Source organism: Clostridium sp. YIM B02500 (assembly GCF_022324665.1).
GTDB classification, from domain to species: Bacteria; Bacillota; Clostridia; order Clostridiales; family Clostridiaceae; genus Clostridium; species Clostridium beijerinckii.
In genome coordinates this window covers 64,192-85,683 of record NZ_JAKGTE010000021.1, presented here as the reverse complement: position 1 = coordinate 85,683, position 21,492 = coordinate 64,192, and the positions used below count along the sequence as shown (strand labels likewise).

At 29.4% G+C, this 21,492-nt stretch carries 18 protein-coding genes and 1 other annotated feature (1 of these 19 only partly in view); of the genes, 11 read left to right on the top strand and 7 right to left on the bottom strand.

What is annotated here, in order from left to right; translation table 11 throughout:
• Window positions 1-121 precede the first annotated feature (121 nt).
• Both L1S46_RS16995 and L1S46_RS16990 read right to left on the bottom strand, forming a co-directional pair.
• A complete protein-coding gene (locus L1S46_RS16995; protein ID WP_077305572.1) occupies window positions 122-727 on the bottom strand; it encodes a J domain-containing protein in 606 nt (201 codons plus the stop codon).
• Window positions 727-1,632, bottom strand: a complete 906-nt coding sequence (locus L1S46_RS16990) for a DUF5685 family protein (RefSeq protein WP_077831079.1) — start codon at window positions 1,630-1,632, stop codon at window positions 727-729. Before L1S46_RS16990 ends, L1S46_RS16995 begins: the two co-directional genes overlap by 1 nt.
• A gap of 409 nt (window positions 1,633-2,041) precedes the next feature.
• Between L1S46_RS16990 and L1S46_RS16985 the strand changes: the two genes are divergently transcribed.
• Complete coding sequence (locus L1S46_RS16985) at window positions 2,042-2,584, top strand: NADH peroxidase (RefSeq protein ID WP_011968748.1); 543 nt, start codon at window positions 2,042-2,044, stop codon at window positions 2,582-2,584.
• A 102-nt stretch (window positions 2,585-2,686) separates the two neighbouring features.
• Here the strand turns inward: L1S46_RS16985 and L1S46_RS16980 are convergent, their stop codons facing one another.
• Entirely contained in the window at window positions 2,687-3,331 is a 645-nt protein-coding gene (locus L1S46_RS16980; RefSeq protein WP_023974219.1) for a macro domain-containing protein, read from the bottom strand.
• Between the two features lie 241 nt (window positions 3,332-3,572).
• Window positions 3,573-4,220, bottom strand: a complete 648-nt coding sequence (locus L1S46_RS16975; protein ID WP_065415872.1) for a hypothetical protein — start codon at window positions 4,218-4,220, stop codon at window positions 3,573-3,575.
• 503 nt (window positions 4,221-4,723) lie between these two features.
• Between L1S46_RS16975 and L1S46_RS16970 the strand changes: the two genes are divergently transcribed.
• The 5 genes from L1S46_RS16970 (at window position 4,724) to lgt (ending at window position 9,803) form a co-directional block, all read left to right on the top strand.
• On the top strand, window positions 4,724-6,091 hold the full coding sequence (locus L1S46_RS16970) for an MATE family efflux transporter (RefSeq protein ID WP_077305580.1): 1,368 nt from the start codon (window positions 4,724-4,726) through the stop codon (window positions 6,089-6,091).
• Window positions 6,092-6,289: 198 nt separating this feature from the next.
• On the top strand, window positions 6,290-7,324 hold the full coding sequence (locus tag L1S46_RS16965; RefSeq protein WP_011968752.1) for a phosphodiester glycosidase family protein: 1,035 nt from the start codon (window positions 6,290-6,292) through the stop codon (window positions 7,322-7,324).
• Between the two features lie 14 nt (window positions 7,325-7,338).
• On the top strand, window positions 7,339-8,379 hold the full coding sequence (locus L1S46_RS16960) for a hypothetical protein (RefSeq protein ID WP_238900490.1): 1,041 nt from the start codon (window positions 7,339-7,341) through the stop codon (window positions 8,377-8,379).
• Between the two features lie 118 nt (window positions 8,380-8,497).
• Window positions 8,498-8,749 (top strand): TM1266 family iron-only hydrogenase system putative regulator, encoded by a 252-nt coding sequence (locus L1S46_RS16955; protein WP_011968754.1) that lies wholly within the window; start codon window positions 8,498-8,500, stop codon window positions 8,747-8,749.
• Between the two features lie 277 nt (window positions 8,750-9,026).
• Entirely contained in the window at window positions 9,027-9,803 is a 777-nt protein-coding gene (gene lgt, locus L1S46_RS16950; protein ID WP_077830451.1) for a prolipoprotein diacylglyceryl transferase, read from the top strand.
• 88 nt (window positions 9,804-9,891) lie between these two features.
• Here lgt and L1S46_RS16945 read toward each other — a convergent pair whose 3' ends face one another.
• Window positions 9,892-10,470 (bottom strand): serine/threonine protein kinase, encoded by a 579-nt coding sequence (locus L1S46_RS16945; RefSeq protein ID WP_077830452.1) that lies wholly within the window; start codon window positions 10,468-10,470, stop codon window positions 9,892-9,894.
• Window positions 10,471-11,160: 690 nt separating this feature from the next.
• Between L1S46_RS16945 and L1S46_RS16940 the strand changes: the two genes are divergently transcribed.
• Window positions 11,161-11,802, top strand: a complete 642-nt coding sequence (locus L1S46_RS16940; RefSeq protein ID WP_236895087.1) for a lactate utilization protein — start codon at window positions 11,161-11,163, stop codon at window positions 11,800-11,802.
• A gap of 264 nt (window positions 11,803-12,066) precedes the next feature.
• Window positions 12,067-13,728 carry a glutamate--tRNA ligase gene (gene gltX, locus L1S46_RS16935; protein WP_236895084.1) on the top strand — a complete coding sequence of 554 codons (1,662 nt, stop codon included), beginning with the start codon at window positions 12,067-12,069 and terminating at the stop codon, window positions 13,726-13,728.
• Window positions 13,729-13,810: 82 nt separating this feature from the next.
• Here the strand turns inward: gltX and L1S46_RS16930 are convergent, their stop codons facing one another.
• Window positions 13,811-15,574 (bottom strand): methyl-accepting chemotaxis protein, encoded by a 1,764-nt coding sequence (locus L1S46_RS16930; RefSeq protein ID WP_238900489.1) that lies wholly within the window; start codon window positions 15,572-15,574, stop codon window positions 13,811-13,813.
• A 265-nt stretch (window positions 15,575-15,839) separates the two neighbouring features.
• A complete protein-coding gene (locus L1S46_RS16925) occupies window positions 15,840-17,501 on the bottom strand; it encodes a glutamine--tRNA ligase/YqeY domain fusion protein (protein ID WP_236895081.1) in 1,662 nt (553 codons plus the stop codon).
• Between the two features lie 327 nt (window positions 17,502-17,828).
• Between L1S46_RS16925 and L1S46_RS16920 the strand changes: the two genes are divergently transcribed.
• The 3 genes from L1S46_RS16920 to L1S46_RS16910 all read left to right on the top strand — a co-directional run bounded on the left by L1S46_RS16920 (window position 17,829) and on the right by L1S46_RS16910 (window position 21,054).
• Complete coding sequence (locus tag L1S46_RS16920) at window positions 17,829-18,398, top strand: TetR/AcrR family transcriptional regulator (RefSeq protein WP_238858530.1); 570 nt, start codon at window positions 17,829-17,831, stop codon at window positions 18,396-18,398.
• A gap of 147 nt (window positions 18,399-18,545) precedes the next feature.
• Window positions 18,546-19,955, top strand: coding sequence for a DHA2 family efflux MFS transporter permease subunit (locus L1S46_RS16915; RefSeq protein ID WP_238900488.1), 1,410 nt, complete (start codon window positions 18,546-18,548; stop codon window positions 19,953-19,955).
• Window positions 19,956-20,397: 442 nt separating this feature from the next.
• Window positions 20,398-21,054: a hypothetical protein gene (locus tag L1S46_RS16910; RefSeq protein WP_238858528.1), complete on the top strand. Its 657-nt coding sequence runs from the start codon at window positions 20,398-20,400 to the stop codon at window positions 21,052-21,054.
• Window positions 21,055-21,413: 359 nt separating this feature from the next.
• Window positions 21,414-21,492 (top strand) — a binding site (T-box leader); it runs 128 nt beyond the window's last position.

Here is a 21,492-nt window from a genome sequence, read left to right as displayed (position 1 = left end):
GAAGTTTACTTTAAAGTATAAGTTAATGTAGTGGCAGTCAGTTAATTTTATAAAGAATGAATTATAATATTTAGAACATATATATTATAAAATAAAAGTATTCAGCATAAGCATATTCATATTAGCAGCAACTAATTAAATCGCCGCCAGCACATTCACATAAAGAATCGAGACACCAAAGATTTATGCAACAATTACACATGTCAGCATTACTAGTATTTGTAGTTCTATAATAAGGATTAGAGTAATTATTACCTCTTTGCCTTAATGAGTTCAAGCCCTGCCTATATTCAAAATTATTTGGATCCATATTAACAGCTGTAGTCATATGATCAAGTGCTGAATCAAACCATCCTTTGTTAAGCATTATTGCACCATATAAATAATGCCATTCAGCAGATTTATTATTTATAGAATTTAAACGACTTTCAGCTGCTGCATAATTTCCAGATTGAATAAGTCTTCTTATTTCTTGAAAATCATACGAGTTACCTGATGAATTGTTATAACTAGATGTACTATTGGAATTATAACTGTTACTTCCAGGATTTTTTGTTAATGCCTCATAAGCCTCATTAATTTCGATCATTTTCTCTTGTGCTAAATTTTTTAATGGATTATCACCATATTGGTCAGGATGGTATTGCTTAATAAGTTTTCTATAAGCACTTTTTATTTCATCTTGGCTTGCACCTGGCTTTACACCTAATATTTCATATGGATTCATTATAAATCTCTCCTTTTAGTTTCATTTGTATTTTCTGGATTTTTAATTATGTTCATATATTTATCCATTAAACCTAATTCAATTATATTATATAATATATCCTCATTTCTTTTTAGGTTTAATTTTTCTAAGTTTTCTTTACAACTATATCCACAATTTAAAATTGTAAATTCTATCTTAGGCTTTATGAATTCCATAAATTTATCGTATGTTAAAGAATTTTTGTTATACAAGAAATTTATTGGATTAAACTTTTTATTTTCCATATCAGATTTCAAATCATCTAAGGCATCTATTAGATAAATCCATTTTCCTATTGAATATCCTAATCTATATAAAGTATTCCTTAAATCCAATCCGTCATCGATTAATTTATAAGGATAGTCACGTAAAATTCCGCCAACTAAATCGCTAAAAGGATCACATATTTCATCTATAGAATTAAATGATTTACTATCTTCTAAAGTGGAAAGCTTATTTAAAGATTCCATTATGTTGTTATTAATTCTAATGATTGAACTAGGAAATTTTCTTTTATAAGGGGATAAAAGAAGTGATAAAAATTTACTTTTGTAATTTTTATCATCATGAGCATCATCTAACAGTTTATAATAAAACAGGGATATATTCATAGCAGAGGCATAAGATAACGCCTTGTTATTAGCTATTACAATTTTTTTTTCAGTAGGGTGAAGAGAACATCTGTGATGAGAAATTTCTAGCTCTTCTGGATTTAATGCATCTAATAGTAAACCTAAAAAAGTCATATCATAATTTAAAGACATCCTCGGTATATTACCAAATTCTTTTTTTATATGGCAACATAATCCACAATAATAGCATTTAAATCTAGCAAAATCTTTTACTTTCATTTCTGCTTTTAATGGAGTAACATATCCAAACAATAAAAAACACTCCTTATAAAATTCAATATAAATCAATTATACAGTAAATTTAAGCATATAAACAATAAAGTTCATATATACATAATAAAATTTTCAGATAATATTAACATTTGTATGACTGTATATTGGACATATTATGCATTTCTGTAAAATATGAATTTAATTTTAATTTGTAGGAATTTTTTATTATAGAATCCAGTATAATGTTATCGTGGCCAAAACAGGAGCGATAGGAGTTAAGCAGTAAATAATAAGTATTTCAGGAAAATTTGAAATATTTATAAAAAAAGTCTTTACAACGGATAATTATTATTATATAATAACAAATGTAGAAAACAAGAAAACAAAAGATAAAATTAAATGATATAAATAAAAAATAAATAAATTAAAATTTTAGGAGGAAGAGATTATGAAAAAATTCGTTTGTACAGTGTGTGGTTATATTTATGAAGGAGAAACAGCTCCAGAAAAATGTCCAGTGTGTGGAGTAGGAGCAGAAAAATTTGTTGAACAAAGCGGAGATCTAGCTTTTGCTGATGAGCATGTAATCGGAGTTGCTAAAGGTGTTGATAAAGAAGTAATTGATGGATTACAAGCAAACTTTGTTGGAGAATGTACAGAAGTTGGAATGTATTTAGCTATGTCAAGACAAGCTGATAGAGAAGGATATCCAGAAGTTGCAGAAGCTTATAAGAGAATAGCATTTGAAGAAGCAGAACATGCTGCTAAATTTGCTGAATTACTTGGTGAAGTAGTAGTAGCAGATACAAAAGCTAACTTACAAGCTAGAGTTGATGCAGAACATGGTGCATGTCAAGGTAAAAAAGATTTAGCAACACTTGCTAAGAAATTAAACTTAGATGCAATTCATGATACAGTTCATGAAATGTGTAAAGATGAAGCTAGACATGGAAAAGCATTCAAAGGATTATTAGATAGATATTTTGCATAATATTATAAGATAGAATAATATACACATATTTTAACTGAATAATTAATGATAATTCTGCTTAATAAGCAAAGTAAAAGAGAAGATAATAGTTTATCTTCTCTTTTACTTTTGTAATCTTTCTTCATACAAAGATTTGTACATATTATATGTTTTCTCATCTAAGCAAACCATTGCAATTTCATCAAAGGTATCTGGAGAGTTATTTATAAATGATAAAATCTCATCTAATGCTATATTGCAGGCTTCATCTAATGGATAGGAATAGGCGCCTGTGCTTATAGATGGTAAAGCAATAGTTTTAATGGGATGATCATTAATATAATCATCAAGTTCTTTTAGTATAAAGTCTCTTTGTTTATCAGTATTAAAGCGATAAAGATTTTTATTTAGAATCTCATTACACTGCTTTGAATAAAATTCCGAGTAATTAGCAGCTATTTCAAAAACAGAACGATAAGCATTTCTTAGGTATTTTTCCTCTGAGCCGTTATTTCGGTAAATGGGCCCTACAGTATGTATTACCCAATGCACACCGTGGTCACTCAAGTTATAAGATCTTGTTAATTTTGATCTACCAGTCAAACAGCCATTTAACTGTCTACACTCATCTAATAGTTTTTCTCCGCAAGCCTTGTGAATAGCACCGTCAACTCCTCCACCGCCCAGTAGAGATGCATTCGCAGCATTTACAATAGCATCAAATTTGATTTTTGTTATATCATCAAAAAGTATTTTAAAGTTAGTCAAATTAATCACCTCATATTAGTCATACAAAAATTCTCTCACTTAATAGTTTACACCCAATTAACATAAATAAAAATACTATTTTTTGAAAAAAATGTTAATTAGCTATATGAAAATTAAATTCTAGTTATACATATGAGAGAAATAATAAAATAATAAAGCACACATTTAATGTATGCTTTATTATTTTGTTTAATTACAATAATCTTTAAATTCTAGAAAAAGAACTAATAAAATAAATTAATTAAATAGGTTGATTTTCTAAATTTTTTCTTCTATTATCTAAAGGATTTAAATTTATATGATGTACTTTCATTGTTTCGTCTGGGTCCATAATTAACCTGTCTAAACGAATTCTACCTTCAGAAGTATTTGCAACAACCATAGTTTCAGTACCCTTTTTGTAAAGAACCCAGTTGTAACCGTCTTTTACTACTTTATTTACATCTTCCATTGAAATTAAAGCAGTATCCTTATGATTTCCAAATTTATCTCTTAAAATTATACCCATTGTATCGTGATCGATTTTAGTACAATCATTTTTTAAACTTCTATTATATAATTCTAAATTTTCTTTTCTGTTATCTAAAGTATTTCCGTTTAAGTGTTTTATTGGAGTCTTTGGATTAACATCTAAAATAACAGATTGAATTGATTTTTTAGTGGAAACTGTTTTTCCATTAACTTTAGCAGTCTCTAAAGTTTGAACAAGATAATTATTGAAATCCTTATGCCATTCAGCAAACCAAATTCCAGCTTCTTTAACTTTTTTAGCGTCGAAAGTGTCTATCTTGCAAACTAGTTCACTTCCATCTTTTTTTAAGACAGTAATTTCAGTAAGATTACCTTTTTCAGTATATTTATTTTCTTGAGTTTTATAATTTGTATTTATGGTTAAGCACCTCTTTCATGATTTAATGTTTATTAATATATGTGAATGACAATCTCATTTGAAAAATAACACAAAATAAGTTATTTTTCAAGGTTTTGTATATATTATGACACATATATAATTAATTTAAACATTACATCATTATACCAGATTAAAAATATAAAAGATATACACCTTAGAAAAAAGCGCGAAGCGCAACCAAGATCATTTAAAATTAGAAAAAGCACTTACCTTATAAAAAAGAGAGCAATAAAAAATGTCATTTATGTATAATAAGAACAACTGATAAAAAAGTACACACCTTAGAAAAAAGCACGCACATATGAAAAGAGTGCGAAGCACAATTTGGAACTTATTAAGCGCAACCAAGATCATTAAATTATATTTCATTGTGTATACCCACAAAATCTTAAAAAATATTAAATATATGGTAGACGCAGCTGAGTAAACTAAAGTAAAATAGAATTTGATATTAAGAAAGCGCAGATAATGAGGTACTAAATATGATAATAACTGAGACTTTAAAAAACATTTTGGAAGATAAGAAATTTATACACAAAGCTATATCTATTACAGTACCTATAACATTACAAGCTCTGTTAAACACAAGCTTGAATCTTGTGGATACTGTAATGATTGGAAGTTTAGGTCAGAGTTCAATTGCAGCAGTTGGCCTTGCAAATAAAGTATTTTTTGTTTTTACATTACTATTATTTGGTGTCGTTAGTGGGTCTTCGATTTTAACAGCCCAATATTTTGGCAAAAATGATATAAAAAATATAAGAAGAGTATTAGGTATGTCTCTGATTATTGGCTTAGTTGGATCAATTATTTTTGTAATACCGAGTTTAATATGCCCCCAAATAGTTATGAGTATTTTTACACCAAATGAAAATACGATAAAAATAGGTGCATCGTATTTAGCTATAGCTGCCATTAGTTATCCTTTAACTGCAGTTACAAATGTTTATGTAGCACTTTTAAGAGGGGTAAATCAGGTAAAAGCCCCTGTTGTCATAACAGTGTTTTCTATTTGTATTAAAGTAATGCTAAATTATACTTTAATATTTGGACATTTTGGTGTACCAGCTCTTGGGGTACAAGGAGAAGCTATTGCAACTATAATAGCTAGAACAATTGAATGCACATGTATTTTAGCTATAGTATATTATGAAAAAGGACCCGCAGCCGCAAAATTTAAAGAACTTATATCTTTTAATAAGAATTTTACAAGATTATATGCTTCAACTGTATCTCCAGTTATAATTAATGAATTTATGTGGGGATTAGGAGTAACAATGTATTCTTTAGTATATGGAAGAATGGGAGATGGAGCTGTTGCAGCAATCACAATAACCCAAACAGTTGAACAAATAATGACAGTTGTATTTCAGGGGATAAGTGCAGCAACTGCGGTTATATTGGGAAATGAATTAGGTGCTAATAAATTGGATGATGCAGAAAGTCATGCAAAGTATTTTATAATACTACAGTTTATTTTTGCTTTAATAATGTCTGCAACATGCTTGTTTATTAGAAGTCCAATAATTATGCTATTTAATGTAACTGAAAGTGTAGCAGTAGATATTAGCAGATGCCTAATAGTTTTTTCGTGCTATTTGCCATTTAAGATATTTAATTGGGTAAATATTGTTGGTATACTTAGAAGTGGTGGCGACACTAAAGCTGCATTAATGCTAGATATTACTGGAGTTTGGTTAGTTGGCATACCGTTTGCCTATTTAGGTGGAATGTTACTTGAACTTCAGATATATTTCGTATATGCAATGGTTACATTTGAAGAAGTATACAAATTTATACTTGGGTTTAGGAGATATAAGCAAAGAATATGGCTTAAAAATTTAGTTTAGAATTGGGGAGGATTTTAAAATAGAAGATGAAGTCTATTTTTAGAATTCTCCCTGTCTATTCTAAAAAGGAAATATTTATGAAAAAGTGAATTGTATAAATATGGAATTCTTAATTTTTTTGTAACCTCTCAGAGGATTATTTCCTATATAATAGGAGATAATGAAAATATTAAATAAATATAGATTTCGGAGGAATATATGGATAAACAAACAAACCATAAGCCAAGAAAAAAAACGCACAAAAGAAAGAAAAGAAAATCTAATTCGAGAGTACTTTTAAAGGGATTATTGGATATGTTTATCTTTTTAGCTATAACAACACCATTGGTATTGTTCTTTGGACCATATGATAATACGAGAAAAACATTTATATCAACAGTCCTAGCAACAAGGCATGCATATTTAATAAATGATATAATTCCACAGTCAGCATTAAATAAACTTCTTGGAATAGATGAAGAGAGTGATAGTCAAGAAGTTTTTCAAGATATGAAAAAAATAAATGTTAAATATAAAGTTGGAAATGAAATAAATCGATACGATATACATACTCAGAGATTTGATGGATATGTGTTAGAAGTGAAAAATCCATTAAAAATGAAAGTTGCAATGACTAAGTTTTTAGGTAAAATGGGTGAAAAGACAAGTCAGATGGCGGAAGATAATAATGCCGTTGCAGCTATTAATGGTGGGTCATTTATTGATAAATCAACTGATGGAACTGCTTATGCAGGTACTGGATCTGAACCTGGTGGATTTGTAATATCAGGCGGAAATGTTATTTATCCAAAGTCTGGTGCAGATGAGAAAAAAGTTGAAAATGTAATTGCATTTACAAAAAGTGGAGAACTAGTAGTTGGGGATCATAGTTTGGCTGACTTAAAAAAGATGAATGTACAGGAAGCTATGTGTTTTAGAAGACCTAATATTGTAATTAATGGGATTAGACAAGTAAAAAATAAAATGGAAGATGGGCTTAATCCTAGAACTGCGGTTGGTCAGAAACAAGATGGAACTATAATTCTATTAGTTATAGATGGCAGAAAGATAACGTCACCAGGAGCGAGTTTATATGATGTTCAAGAGATAATGATGGAAAGAGGTGCTGTTAATGCAGGTGCTCTTGATGGAGGATATTCTTCAACTATGTATTATAAAGGAAATGTTATAAATTCTCCTAATGCTTGGGATGGTGAAAGAACCGTTGCTACAGCATTTTATGTGGAACAGTAAAAGGAGGATAAGTGATGAGAAATATTAAAAGAAGATTAGCATGGTGTGCGCTTGCTCTAATATTACAGCAATGCATATTTTTATATTTTGATAAAGTATATTTGGCATCTGATCTTAATATAAAAGCTGAAGAAGTTAAAGATGAGGATAATGTGGCTGATAAGAAAACAGAGATTAATATAAAAAAGGGAGTAAGTGAAATTAAAGTATCTTCAGATGCAAGATATGTATCATATATAGAAGACAGTAAGCTTAAAACATTAGATAGCAATGATGATAAGGAAAAAGTATGTGATACAGATAGTGGATCAGAAATTGTATTCTATAGATGGCTTAATAGTGAAGATAATATGATAATAATCCAAAAGATAAAGGAAAAAGGTGCGTACTATTTTGAGCCTATATCTTTTGATGCTAAAAAAGGAGAAGCAAGGGATCTTGCAGACTTTGATTTAAAAAAGGTTAGAATTAAGATTGAGAGTACAAAGGATGAAATTAATAATGTTGTATTTTCAACATTAACTCATAGTTTATATATAGAAGTGAAGAAGAGTAGTGGAAAATGTGATTTGTATTACGCAAACGTAATGAATCAGTTGAAGAAGGTTAAAAGTGAAAAAGTTATAGGAAATGTTGTAGTACCAACAACTAGCACTAATGCGATAATGGAGGAAAATAACAGTATAACTATATTAAATACAAAAGGAAATGTATCAATACCTAATGTTAAAAGTGCAAAAATATTAGGAGCTGATGTTAATGATAATGTATATTTTGGCGAAGTAGCAGACAACAAAATTAAAAATATATATTACAGCGTGTTATCTGATAGTCAGAGGAAATGGAATCAATTAAAACTTGCGAAACCTGTTGATAAAAATGATATACTAATCGATTATTCAGGTAAAGTTTATATTAATAGTAAATCAGATAATAGTGTATTAGAATTAACAAGTAATAAAAACATAAAATATAAAGGGGAATTGGTTCAATCATATTCTAAAGGAATCATTTCTAGAGATGGCAATACATTAATTAAAAATAAGTTGGAATAAAATAATATGAATAATGAATAAGTTAAAAAAAAAAAGATAAACTATACATTGATGAAAAGAAGATCTTCATAAAAAGGAAGATCTTGTTTTTTTACATAAAATCAATGGAGGAATGAAAATGTCTAAAATAGGAGTAGTGAGTGCAATATTAGAGCATCCAAAGGAAGTGCAAGATGAATTTAATGATGTAGTAGCATCATTTAGAGGAAGCATAAAAGGAAGGATGGGGATACCTTTTGCTGATGAGTTATCAGTTATATCTATAGCTCTTACAGGGGAATCAGAAGAAACAATAAATGATTTTACAGAGCAGCTTGACCGTATTGATGGTGTATCAGTGAAAACTTCAATAGCAAAGATTGAAGTCTAGCAAGAAAAGAAATATTTGAAAATAAAGTCTGTATTTAAAAATATAAAGAATGCATACCTGACGCCTTTAAAAGCTGGTAGGTATGCATTAATTTTATCGTAACATAAATTTTACATTTGTATTTTAAAATAAATGCTATAATATATAAGTTCTAATCAATATAATTTATTCTTTACGAAATTATTTCAGTTATTAATATTAATTGATGATTTAAGGTAAACTTCTATGAAGCAGATTTTTAGAAAATACATAAGTTTATAGGAAGAGGCGGTGTTTTATGAATCCGGTAGCATTTCAAATTGGAACATATGAAATTAGGTGGTATGGTATATTAATAGCTCTTGGAGTAATATTAGCTATAATATTAGCAAACTATAATTGTAAAAAGAAAGGAATAGACTTTGACATAATATTAGATTGCTTTTTTATTGCCTTTCCTACTGCAATTATTGGTGCAAGAGCATATTATGTAATATTTGAATTTGAAAATTATAAAAACAATTTGATAGATATTTTTAACATTAGAAAAGGCGGATTAGCTATTCATGGAGGTTTAATTGGTGGATTTATTGCTACATATGTATTCTTTAAGATAAAGAAATTAAATATGCTAAAATACTTAGATCTAGCAGCACCATCAATTATTTTGGCCCAAGCAATTGGGAGATGGGGAAATTTTATGAATGGAGAGGCGCATGGTGGAGAAGTTTCACATTCATTTATAAGCCATTTTCCAAGCTTTATACAGAAAGGCATGTATATTGAAGGCAGTTATTACAATCCAACATTTTTATATGAATCAATTTGGAACGTTGTGGTTTGTTTGATTTTGCTATTAATTCTATATAAAAGGAAAAATAATGAGGATGGTGTTGTAGTAGCAAGCTATATAACGCTATATTCTTTAGGAAGGGTATTTATAGAAGGATTAAGAACAGACAGCTTAATGCTTGGTAATATAAGAATTGCACAATTGATAAGTATTATTGGAATGGTATTAGGAATAGTGATTGTACTATACATTAAAAGAAAAAAAGCTAAGAATTTAACTTAAGCCTAAAATTAAGTATATTATAAAACGAATAAATTTAGAGTTATAATATACTTAATGCAGCTATAAGGAAGATTATTTAAATTAAAATTTAAGAAGCAAACATATCAATGCGTATCACTTTTTTAGATGTATATCTAAAGTAATTATATCCATCAATCCAGTATTTAATAAGTTTAGGTTTATAACTTAAAACATGTTTTAAGAAATCTTCAAAAACATTTAACTTTACTAAAACTTTAATAATCTCCTTAGGATAAGGAGTCTTTTTAACAAAAACCTTTCTTGGATCTATAACTTGAATTTGCTCATTTTTGTTAACAAATATATGGGCATCTCTTATATCAAGTCTTGTAAATTTTAAAGTTTTAAACTCTTCTATAAGATTTATTATTTCGATAGATAGATTATAAGATAATCCATTCTTTTTTATATAAGAACTTAGATTATCACCTTCAACATAATCTCTTAAAATCATGTTGTTAGCAATAAATAATACTTTCGGAAAGAATCTGCTGCCATTAACTTTTTCAAGCAGATCAGCTTCGTTTTTAGCTTTCTTTTTATTATAAAATATCTTTAAGGCATACCCTTCTGGCGTTAAATAAACAGCACCTTCCTTGCCTTTTCCTAAAAATTCGCACTCTTTAATATCTAAAATGTATCTCATCTTATCACTTTAATTAATTACTTTAGATATTATATGCTGAGACTATTTAGAATTCTACATTTCTATAAATTTGTTCTAGATATATTCATAAAATCTTCATATTAATTTTGTAATATAGATTACGAAAATTAGATAAATTATATGGAGGAAACAATCATGAATATGACACATTACATGTCACTATTAGCGGATAATTAACCTTGGGATTTAACAAATATGCCACAAATGCCTGGAATGTAAAATGAATGTAGCAAGTTAAGATAATTGCATTTTTTGTTATAATAAGATAAATTATCTTTACATTAGCATTTCCAAAATGTATAATTGATTTGTATTTTGTAAATACTATATAAAATATAAACATAGAGAAGTGCAATGAAAAAGAAGAGTAAATAGAAGTTTAATTATAAGAGATCTAGGGAGGGTGTAATCCTAGAATTTAAAACTATTGAAGGAAGCTTTGGAGTAATAAATAGAAAGCATAAGGTATATGCCTTAAAGCGTAGTATATTTATGGGGTTATTCCCTTAAAGATAATTAAGAGGGTTAAATCAAACGTATTTGAAATTTAAAATTAGTATGTTTAAATTAATCAATTTAGGTGGTAACGCGGAAGTCAGCCTTTCGTCCTAAGGATATTTTAGGACGAAGGGCTTTTTTGTATTTAACTTAGAAAGGACTATATATTATATGGATATTAATATTTCATGGTACAAAGAAGAACAAATTAATAGAACTATAAAAAATTTAAGGCAACGTAATATGGATGGTTTCTTTGTAAATGATGATAATGAATTAAAAGAACTTTTAAAACAACTCATAGATGAAAATTCTGTTGTAGGGGTTGGAGATTCTATGACGTTGTTTGAAACAGGTGTTATAGACTTTCTTCGTGATGGAAATTATATATTTTTAGATAAGTATAGAGAAGGTATTACAAGCGAAGAAAAGAAAAGTGTTTATATGCAAAACTTCTCTGCTGATACTTTTATGTGCAGTACGAATGCCTTGACTGAAAGTGGAGAACTATACAATATTGATGGTAATGGAAGTAGAGTTGCACCAATGATTTATGGCCCCAAGCAGGTTATTTTAGTAACTGGAACAAATAAAATTGTTAAAGATATAGAAGAAGCAGAAAAAAGAGTTAGAAATTATGCTGCTCCGATTGATGCAAAAAGATTAGGTAAAGATACTCCATGTACTAAATTAGGGTATTGTGTGGATTGTAAAAGTCCTAATAGAATATGCAATGATTTTACAATTATCAGAGGACAATTTGTTAAAGGTAGGATAAAAGTAATAATCGTAGGAAAACAATTAGGATATTAATATTTTGTAGTGTTATCAAATTATGATAATTAAATAATTTTAATTTATTCTACATATTTATTATGTGGTTTATCCGATAGCTAGCATCCGTAATACCCACACTTCTTTAAGCGGGGGATAACGGCTGCACGCTCCTGGATAAGTTCAACTAGGATTCAGATGGGGATCAAACCCTATCTGAATCAAGTTTCACTTGATATAAATTGCCATGACAAGGGGCTTATAATACCTTGTAAGGAAGAATGATAAGGAGAGATACAAATAATGAGTTTTGAAAAATTAGCAGATATAATATTTGGGAATGTTGAACATACAACTGAATATTACGTTGAAAAATATCCAAAGAGAAGTCTTAAGGAAGGTGCAAGAGTTACTAGATATGCACCAAGTCCAACTGGATTCCAACATATAGGTGGAGTTTTTGCTGCATTAATAAATGAAAGACTAGCAAGCCAAAGTGAAGGTGTTTTTTATTTGAGAATAGAAGATACTGATCAAAAGAGAGAAGTTGAAGGTGCAATAGAAGATACAATAGCTACTATGCATAATTTTGGTATGGATTTTAGTGAAGGTATGACAGGAGAAGAAACATCTAAAGGTGAATATGGTCCATACAGACAAAGTCAAAGAGCTGAAATATATAATACTTTTGCAAAAGATTTACTTATAAAAGGTTTAGCTTATCCAGATTTCTGTACCCCAGAAGAATTAGCTGAACTTAGAGAAAGACAAATAGCAAATAAAATAACTCCTGGTTACTATGGAGAATACGCTAAGTTTAGAAATATAACTGAAGAAGAAGCAATAAAGAGAATTGAAAACGGAGAAAAATATATTATAAGATTAAAATCTCCAGGAAATCCCGAAACAAGGGTTGAATTTCACGACTTAATAAAGGGAGATATCTCATTCCCAGAAAATAATCAAGATGTAGTACTTATTAAAGGGGATGGGCTTCCAACTTATCATTTTGCTCATGCAATAGACGATTATTTAATGAGAACAACAGATGTAATAAGAGGAGAAGAATGGTTATCATCACTTCCTATACACGTTCAATTATTTGAAGTTTTAGGTTTTGAAGCACCAAGATATGCTCATATTCCAACAATAATGAAGCAAGATGGTGGATCAAAAAGAAAGCTTTCAAAGAGAAAAGATGCAGAAGCAGCTGTTTCTTACTACAAAGAAGTTGGATTCCCAGTAGTAACTGTAATTGAATATTTACTTAATATAGTAAACTCTACTTATGAAGAATGGAGAGCTGAAAATCCTAAGGCTGACTACCATGAATTCGAAGTTCATTTAGAAAAGATGGGTAAGAGTGGAGCATTATTTGATTTAGTTAAATTAAACGATGTATCAAAAGATAGAATTGCTGCTATGAAAGCTACTGATGTTTATGAATACTATACAGCATGGGCTAAGGAATTTGATGAAGAAATGTATAAATTAGTTACAGAAAATGAAACTATGGCAAAGGAAATCTTCAATATAGATAAAGAAGGTCCAAAACCAAGAAAAGATTTTGCAAAATGGGATGAAGTAAAAGGTAAGATTTTCTATTTCTTTGATGAACTATTCTATAAAGAATCAGCAGAAGAAATTGAACTTCCAAAGGGAGTTACATTAGAAGCAGCAAAAGAAATAGTAGAAATTTACAAGAAAGAATTTAAATTTGATGTAGAAAGTCAAGAAGCTTGGTTTGATGACTTAAAGGAAATAGGAATTAGACTTGGCTATTGCGCTAATAGAAAAGAATTTAAGGCAAATCCAGATCAATATAAAGGTATGATTTCGGATGTTGCAGGAGCAGTTAGAGCGGCATTAACTCATAGAACTAATTCACCTGACATTTATACTATAATGCAAATCATAGGGGAAGAAAATACAAGAAACAGATTTGATAAATTTTTAAATATATAAACCATAAGCAAAAGGCATAGGGTGGATGTACTCCAAACACTATGCCTTTTTAATTTTGTGGGAAAGTTTGAACTTAATTCATTTAAACTTGAAATGCATTAACTGCGTCTCTAAGCTTCTCTGCAAGTTTATTTAAGTCTTGAGTATGTTTAGCTATTTGATTTACACTTGCTAGTTGCTGCTCAGTTGTAGCAGAAATTTGTTCAGTGGCAGCAGAGCTTTCTTCAGTTGAAGCAGAAAGAGTCTCTAAAACTTCAACTATTTCATTTTTCTCGTTTTCCATTTCAAGGCTATAAGTTTTTAGGTTTTTCATATCGTTTGTAATCTTTTCTACAGATTTTAATATTTCAACAAATATATCCTTAGCGTCTATTACAGAATTATTTTGTTCCTTAGCTATTAACTTTCCGTCTTCAATGGCTTTTACAGCAGCTTTTGATTTATCTTGGATTCCATTGATTAATTCTTTAACTTTTGAAGCAGACATTGAAGATTGAGAAGCCAATTTTCTAACTTCTTCAGCAACTACAGCAAAGCCTTTTCCTTGCTCACCAGCTCTTGCAGCTTCTATAGCAGCATTTAAAGATAATAAATTTGTTTGTTCTGAAATCTGACTTATTGCCTCAGTAATAGATCCAATTTCAATAGAAGTTTTATCTACTTCCATTATTATGGCACTAGTTTTTTCAGTGGCTTTGCTATTTTCAATTGATTTTTTTGAAAGTAAATCAATTGCTTCTAAACCTCTGTTACTTATATTAGTTGTTTTAACTGCAATATCATTAGTTTCTATTGTCAGTTTTGTAACTAAATCTATCTTCTCCGATAAATTCTTAACTCTTATAACTCCGTTTTCAGTTTCTTTAGCCTGTTCATTTGAACCTTTAGCGATCTCTTCAACGGAATCTGATACTTCATTAATCGAAGCTGTATTTTCAGCAACAATTTCATCTAACAATTTAGAAGAGTCGAAAACAACATTAACTGAATCTTTAACTGAACTTATAAAATCGTTAACATTTCTAACCATTATATTAAAGGAATTATTTAGATTACCAATTTCATCTCTATTTTTGATTTTCATAGCCTTAATATTCAAATTACCTGAAGCTACAGTATCTACAGCGTCACTAATTTCTTTAATTGGAGTAGATATGTGTTTTGCAAATATCATAATTACTGCAGAACCTAAAATAATTACTGACAATAATATAATCAGAGTAGTAATAAGAATATTATTTGAACCAACATTAAAATCATTCATGTAAGTACCAGCGCAAACTACCCATCCCCAATGCGGATCAGTCTTTTGATAAGTTATTTTGTCTGAAATCTTATCTGAATTAGGAAGTGTCCACCAATAAGTTAGATAGCCTCCGCCATCATTAGCTACTTTAATTTGATCTTTAACGAATAATGTACCAGTCTTTTTATCCTTATAATCTAGCACGCTTTTGCCTTCTAAACTTGGATGGGCTGCTTCAACTCCATCTTGAGTATAAGCTAACAAATAACCACTTTTACCTAAGCTTAAATTTTGATTGATTTTTCTTGTACCATCCGCTTGTTTTTCGCTAAGCATATATTCTCTAACTCTTTCTTGAGCGTCATCAAGAGATAGTTTTCCTTGATCTACAAGCTTTTGATTTGCATCAATCACTTGTAATGCCATTTCTACACTATTTTTTAATAAAATCTTCCCGCTATTTTCAAGTTCAGCTCTTGCTACATAATAACTTACTAATCCGAGTACAAGTACAGGTATACTCAGCAATAAAATCATTACTAAAATAAGTTTTGTTTTTATAGGTAAGCCTTTTGTCTTTTTTGTAGATTTTGTAATCATTTGCATTCCCCCTAATATATAAACTTACTCTATTATCGAAATGTAATTTATCAACTTGATAGCAAATGTTACCTTTTATCGAAATATAGAAAATTAGGTGGAATTTATGGCTTGGTTATGATGACAATGGTGAAGAATTTTTAAGTGGTATAAAAAATTTTGATCAGATAGTTTTGTATAAAATTATCTGGATTAGGAGATTAAAAATAAATTAAGGCAGAGAAATCTTATACATTAGATTTCTCTGCCTTTTCAAGTTGCATTATTAGCTTAACTTAAATGATGATTTTAATGGTACTATTCTATTAAATACTAACTTATCAGCAGTTGTATATTTAGTATCTACATTAAAGAAACCATTTCTAACCATTTGGAATTTATCTTGAGGTTTAGCATCTTTAAATGCAGTTGGTTCAATAAAGCCTTGTAATATTTCTAGTGAGTTTGGATTAATTTGTTCAAGGAAGTGCTTTCCTTCATTTTCTGGCGCATCATCTAAAATTAAAGGTTCATATAACCTGAATTCAGCAGGAAGACAAGTTTTTGCATCTACCCAATGGATTGTTCCTTTAACTTTTCTGCCAGTAAAGCCAGAACCACTCTTAGTTTCTGGGTCATAAGTACAGTGAATTTCTACAACCTCACCATTTTTATCTTTGATTACCTCAGTACATTTAACAAAGTATGCACCCTTTAATCTAACTTCATTACCAGGGAATAACCTGAAGTATTTCTTTGGTGGATTTTCCATAAAGTCTTCTTTTTCAATATATAATTCTCTAGAGAATGGAACAAGTCTTGTACCTTGAGTTTCGTCTTTTGCATTATTCTCTATTGAAAGCATTTCTGTCTCATTTTCAGGATAATTAGTTATTACAAGCTTTAAAGGATTTAACACAGCCATAGACAATGGCGCCTTAAGTTGTAAATCCTCTCTTATAAAATAATCTAGCATTTGGGAATCAACAACAGAATTAGCCTTAGCAACACCGATAGCGCTGCAGAAATTTCTTAGCGCATCAGGAGTACATCCTTTTCTTCTAAGGCCAGAAATAGTAGGCATTCTAGGATCATCCCATCCGTCAACAACTTTTTCATCAACTAATTGTTTTAATTTTCTTTTACTCATAACAGTATTAGTCATATTTAATCTTGCAAATTCTATTTGCCTTGGGGAAGCGGTCATTTCACATTCTCTTACTACCCAGTCATAAAGTGGTCTGTGATCTTCAAACTCTAAAGTACAAATAGAGTGTGTAACATGTTCAATAGCATCTTCTAATGGATGAGCAAAATCGTACATTGGGTATATGCACCATTTATCACCAGTATTGTGATGAGTAGAATGAGATATTCTATATATAACAGGATCTCTCATATTTATATTTGGTGATGTCATGTCTATTTTAGCTCTAAGAACTTTTTCGCCGTCAGCAAATTCACCATTTTTCATTCTTTCAAATAAATCTAAATTTTCTTCAACGGATCTATTTCTATAAGGGCTGTCTTTACCAGGCTGAGTTAGTGTACCTTTATATTCTTTAGCTTCTTCAGCTGTTAAGTCACAAACATAAGCTTTACCTTTTTTTATTAGTAGAACAGCTCTATTGTACATTTCATCAAAATAGTTAGATGCAAAGAAAAGTTCATCCCAATGACCACCAAGCCATTGTACATCTTCTTTAATTGATTCAACATATTCTGTATCTTCTTTAACAGGGTTAGTATCATCAAATCTTAAATGAGTTTTTCCTTTAAACTCATCAGCTAAACCAAAATTTAAAAGAATTGATTTAGCGTGGCCTATATGTAAGTAACCGTTAGGTTCTGGTGGAAAACGAGTAATTATCTCTTTATGCTTTCCGCTTTCTAGATCTTCTACAACGATATTTCTTATAAAATTAGAAGAATTTATTTCGTTTGACATAGTCTTACCTCACTTATAAGTGTATTTAAATTAAGAAAAGAATATTTACTTGAAGTAGTATTCCCTCTTAACTATATTGTTATTTTTGCTTAATAATAATTTTAATCTAATATAAAGAAAAAATAAAGATAAAATTATTTAAATTGCCTAAAGTTGCTAAACATGAGCTTTAATAAACTTAAATTTAGTTTTAATTTTATTATTATACATATTACTATGAAAAATAGACGTAGGATAACATGTGTATTATAATATTGACATTTTTAATAACATTAGATATTATAAAATATAGACCAGTCACTATAATTTTTGAAAGGTATAATAGGTATGAGTAATAAGGTAAATACAAAGGAGAAATTTATAGAAACTGCATCAAGACTATTTGAGCTTAAGGGATACAATGCAACTGGATTAAATGAAATTCTGGCAGAAAGTGGGGCACCAAAGGGGTCGCTGTATTATCACTTCCCTAAAGGAAAAGAGCAGCTTGCTTTAGAATCTATAAATTTAGCAGGGGAAAAAATAAAAGCTAATTTACAAAAGAACTTGGAAAGTATTAAAGATCCGGTAGAAGCTATTATATTTAATATGGAGCATTTGGCGCAAGTAATTGATAATGAACAAAAAACCCATGATATGTCTATAAGTCTATTAGCGTTGGAAACATATTTGACAAGCGAGGTTCTAAGAGGGGCTTGCGAGGAAGTATTTATGACTTTGGAGAATATGTATTCTGAAAGGCTAATTGAGGCTGGAATGAATAGAGAAAAAGCATATGAATTAGGTTGCGTAATTGGAGCTATGATGGAAGGTGGGATTACATTATCATTAACAAAAAAGAATGGTAATCCACTTAGATTAATTGCAAAGCAAATACCTAATTTAATAAGCATCTAGTGAATTTGTAATAATCTATATAATTACTAACAACAAATAATATAACTATCTCAAAATTTCTTGTTTAGGATTTGATTTGTCTTGAGATAGTTTTCTTTTTAATTACTAATTATGTAGACTGGTCTAAAAAGGAGGAAAGAATTTTATATGGAAGCAACGAAAATAGCAAAATCTAAAATCAATATTAATACAAAAGCGATTGTAGCAGTATTAGTATTCAGTGCATTTATTTCAGTATTTAATGAAACTATATTAAACGTAGCATTATCTCCTTTAATGGATGAGATGAATGTTACAGGGGGAACTATACAATGGATAATTACAGCATATATGATAGTGGTAGCAGTTCTAGTTCCAGTTACAGCATTCTTAATTCAAACATTTGAAACAAAGCAATTATATTTTGGAGCTATGACTTTACTTTTAATTGGTACAATTTGTGCAGCTTGCTCAGGATCATTTGTAATGCTGCTTATTTCGAGAATGTTGCAGGCATCAGGAACTGGAATGATGATTCCTATTATGATGAATACAGTCTTACTTGTAACACCGCCCGAGAAGCATGGCTCAGCAATGGGGGTATGCGGATGTGCAATTTCACTTGGACCAGCATTAGGGCCTGCAGTTTCAGGAATTATACTTCAATTTTATAGCTGGCATGTTCTATTTATAATGTTAATTCCAATTATAATTTTAGCTATGATCTTAGGATCAATTTATTTAATTACAGCAGGAGAACTTACTAAACCTAAAATAGATTTTATATCAATTGCACTTTCAAGCTTAGGATTCGGAGGGACAATATATGGGATTAGTAGTATTAGTGGAGATGGAGATATAAGGATTATTGGCGCAATTTTTGCCATTGGAATAATAGCGTTAATTTTATTTGGACTACGTCAGATGTACTTAAAGGAACCTATGCTGGACATACGTACATTTAAATATCCGGTATTTTCAATAGGGGTATTAATTGTTATGATTTCAATGATGACAATGTTCACTATGAATGTTATGTTACCAATGTTCCTTGAAGGGGCTCTTAACGCAACGACTTTTGTAGCTGCAATGGCATTACTTCCAGCAGCACTTGCTAATGGTTTTGTGACTCCTATAGGTGGAAAGATCTATGATAAATTTGGAATAAAGATTTTAGTACCAGTAGCATTGACTATAACTTTAATATCATTATTCATTTTATCTAGATCCAATAGTGATACACCAGTTATAAGGATTATAGTTCTATATGTTTTAGTATGTATTGGAGTTGGTTTTACAATGTCACCGTGTCAGACAAGCTCTTTAAATCAATTGCCAAAGGAATATTATCCTCATGGGGTAGCGATATTAAATACCCTTCAACAGATATCGGCTGCAATTGGTTCCTCATTATTTATAGGCATTATGTCAGCTTCAGAATTAAAAGCTTTAAGCAATTCTGTACCAGAACAAGCTGCTATAGCAACTGGATTTCAATCAGGGACTTTAGTTGCTGTAATATTTGTTATAATAGGTCTTGGCTTATCATTTACTCTTAAATTGGGAGATAAAAAATAGAAAAAATTTATAGATGTAATAAGAATACTAATATATCATATTAAAAGGATAATCTGTTATACTAGCTTAAAAAGTAGTTCTATAAACTTCTAATGGAACTGTTTTAGGGCAGTTTATGACTAGGTTATTCTTTTTTTACAAAATTTAAGTCTGACTTAGCTATGCACTATTTGAATAATAATATTAATAGTGAGAATTTATAAAAGGTATAAATAAATTTGAGGAATATAAGATAAACCATGAAAGAATTGAATAATAATTATGATATAAATTAAAAAATGAATTGAATATTTTATTAAATTGATGTAAACTGACTATTAGTTAGAAGATTAGCTTATAATCAGCTTTGCACACGTGAAACTAAAATTTGAACTAATGGAATTATTGCAAATAATTGGGTCTATAATTCCAAAAATAATTTTGAAAATTGTAAAGGAGAAGTATGAAGAAATTATTAACACTTATAATTAGAATGACATTCGGATTTTTATTATGCGCATTAGGAACTGTGTTAGCTCTTAATTCGAATTTAGGATTAAGTCCATGGGATGTATTTCACCAGGGATTAACAAATGTAACTAGTTTAACTATAGGACAGGCAAGTATTGTAGTTGGAATAATTATAGTAGCAATCACTAGTATCTTAGGCCTTAGAGTTGGATTGGGAACTATAGCGAATATGATAGTAATTGGATGTTTTATAGATTTAATCATATATTCTAAAATCATTCCAGTTTGCAATAACGTATATACAGGCATATTAATGTTAATTGGAAGTTTATTTGTTACAGCTTTAGGAAGCTATTTGTATATTGGATGTGAAATGGGATGCGGTCCTAGAGATGGTCTCATGATTGCGTTAGTTAAGCGTACTGGTAAACCGATTGGAATAATACGACTATGTATAGAAGCAGGAGCTCTAATTATTGGATGGATTTTAGGTGGGTTTGTCGGAATTGGAACTTTAGTTACTGCCATTGGAATTGGGTATTGCGTACAATTAATTTATAAAGTATTTGGATTTGATATAAAGGTGCTAAAGCATAGGAGTATAATGGAAGGATTAAAATTTGTTAATGAATGTATAACCATTTGTTAAGATTCTAATACAATCCACTTTAACTGATAAAGAAAGATATAGAATCGAAAAAGTATGTCTAGTTTTATGTATCTATATAATATAGTAATTCAAAGTAAGTGAAAAATTTTATGGTAGGTAGTATAATTGTGTATTACTATAAAATTTTTAAGGGTATATTTATTTAAGGTGAGAAGATTTTTTATATGAATTTTCTCACCTTAAATTCTTAAATAAGGTGGGCTTTAATAAAGAAATTTAATATATTATAAACTGGTAAATATAATTCCAAAACTAGTTATTAAGTTAAATATAAACATATACTTGAAAATTAACATAAATATATATATAATATACATAGCAACAAATTAATAGTTATAAAAACAGCGATGATAAAAACTACGATTTATAAATTTCTTCAGAGAGCCGATGGGTGGTGCGAATCGGTGAAAGGTTAAA

Bases quoted from the DNA above. Each gene is read 5' to 3' on its own strand.
- L1S46_RS16940 (WP_236895087.1), top strand. From the start codon at position 11,161: ATGGATATTAATATTTCATGGTACAAAGAAGAACAAATTAATAGAACT.
- gltX (WP_236895084.1), top strand. From the start codon at position 12,067: ATGAGTTTTGAAAAATTAGCAGATATAATATTTGGGAATGTTGAACAT.
- L1S46_RS16930 (WP_238900489.1), bottom strand. From the start codon at position 15,574: ATGATTACAAAATCTACAAAAAAGACAAAAGGCTTACCTATAAAAACA.
- L1S46_RS16965 (WP_011968752.1), top strand. From the start codon at position 6,290: ATGGATAAACAAACAAACCATAAGCCAAGAAAAAAAACGCACAAAAGA.
- L1S46_RS16960 (WP_238900490.1), top strand. From the start codon at position 7,339: ATGAGAAATATTAAAAGAAGATTAGCATGGTGTGCGCTTGCTCTAATA.
- L1S46_RS16925 (WP_236895081.1), bottom strand. From the start codon at position 17,501: ATGTCAAACGAAATAAATTCTTCTAATTTTATAAGAAATATCGTTGTA.
- L1S46_RS16995 (WP_077305572.1), bottom strand. From the start codon at position 727: ATGAATCCATATGAAATATTAGGTGTAAAGCCAGGTGCAAGCCAAGAT.
- L1S46_RS16970 (WP_077305580.1), top strand. From the start codon at position 4,724: ATGATAATAACTGAGACTTTAAAAAACATTTTGGAAGATAAGAAATTT.
- L1S46_RS16910 (WP_238858528.1), top strand. From the start codon at position 20,398: ATGAAGAAATTATTAACACTTATAATTAGAATGACATTCGGATTTTTA.
- L1S46_RS16920 (WP_238858530.1), top strand. From the start codon at position 17,829: ATGAGTAATAAGGTAAATACAAAGGAGAAATTTATAGAAACTGCATCA.
- L1S46_RS16945 (WP_077830452.1), bottom strand. From the start codon at position 10,470: ATGAGATACATTTTAGATATTAAAGAGTGCGAATTTTTAGGAAAAGGC.
- lgt (WP_077830451.1), top strand. From the start codon at position 9,027: ATGAATCCGGTAGCATTTCAAATTGGAACATATGAAATTAGGTGGTAT.
- L1S46_RS16915 (WP_238900488.1), top strand. From the start codon at position 18,546: ATGGAAGCAACGAAAATAGCAAAATCTAAAATCAATATTAATACAAAA.
- L1S46_RS16985 (WP_011968748.1), top strand. From the start codon at position 2,042: ATGAAAAAATTCGTTTGTACAGTGTGTGGTTATATTTATGAAGGAGAA.
- L1S46_RS16955 (WP_011968754.1), top strand. From the start codon at position 8,498: ATGTCTAAAATAGGAGTAGTGAGTGCAATATTAGAGCATCCAAAGGAA.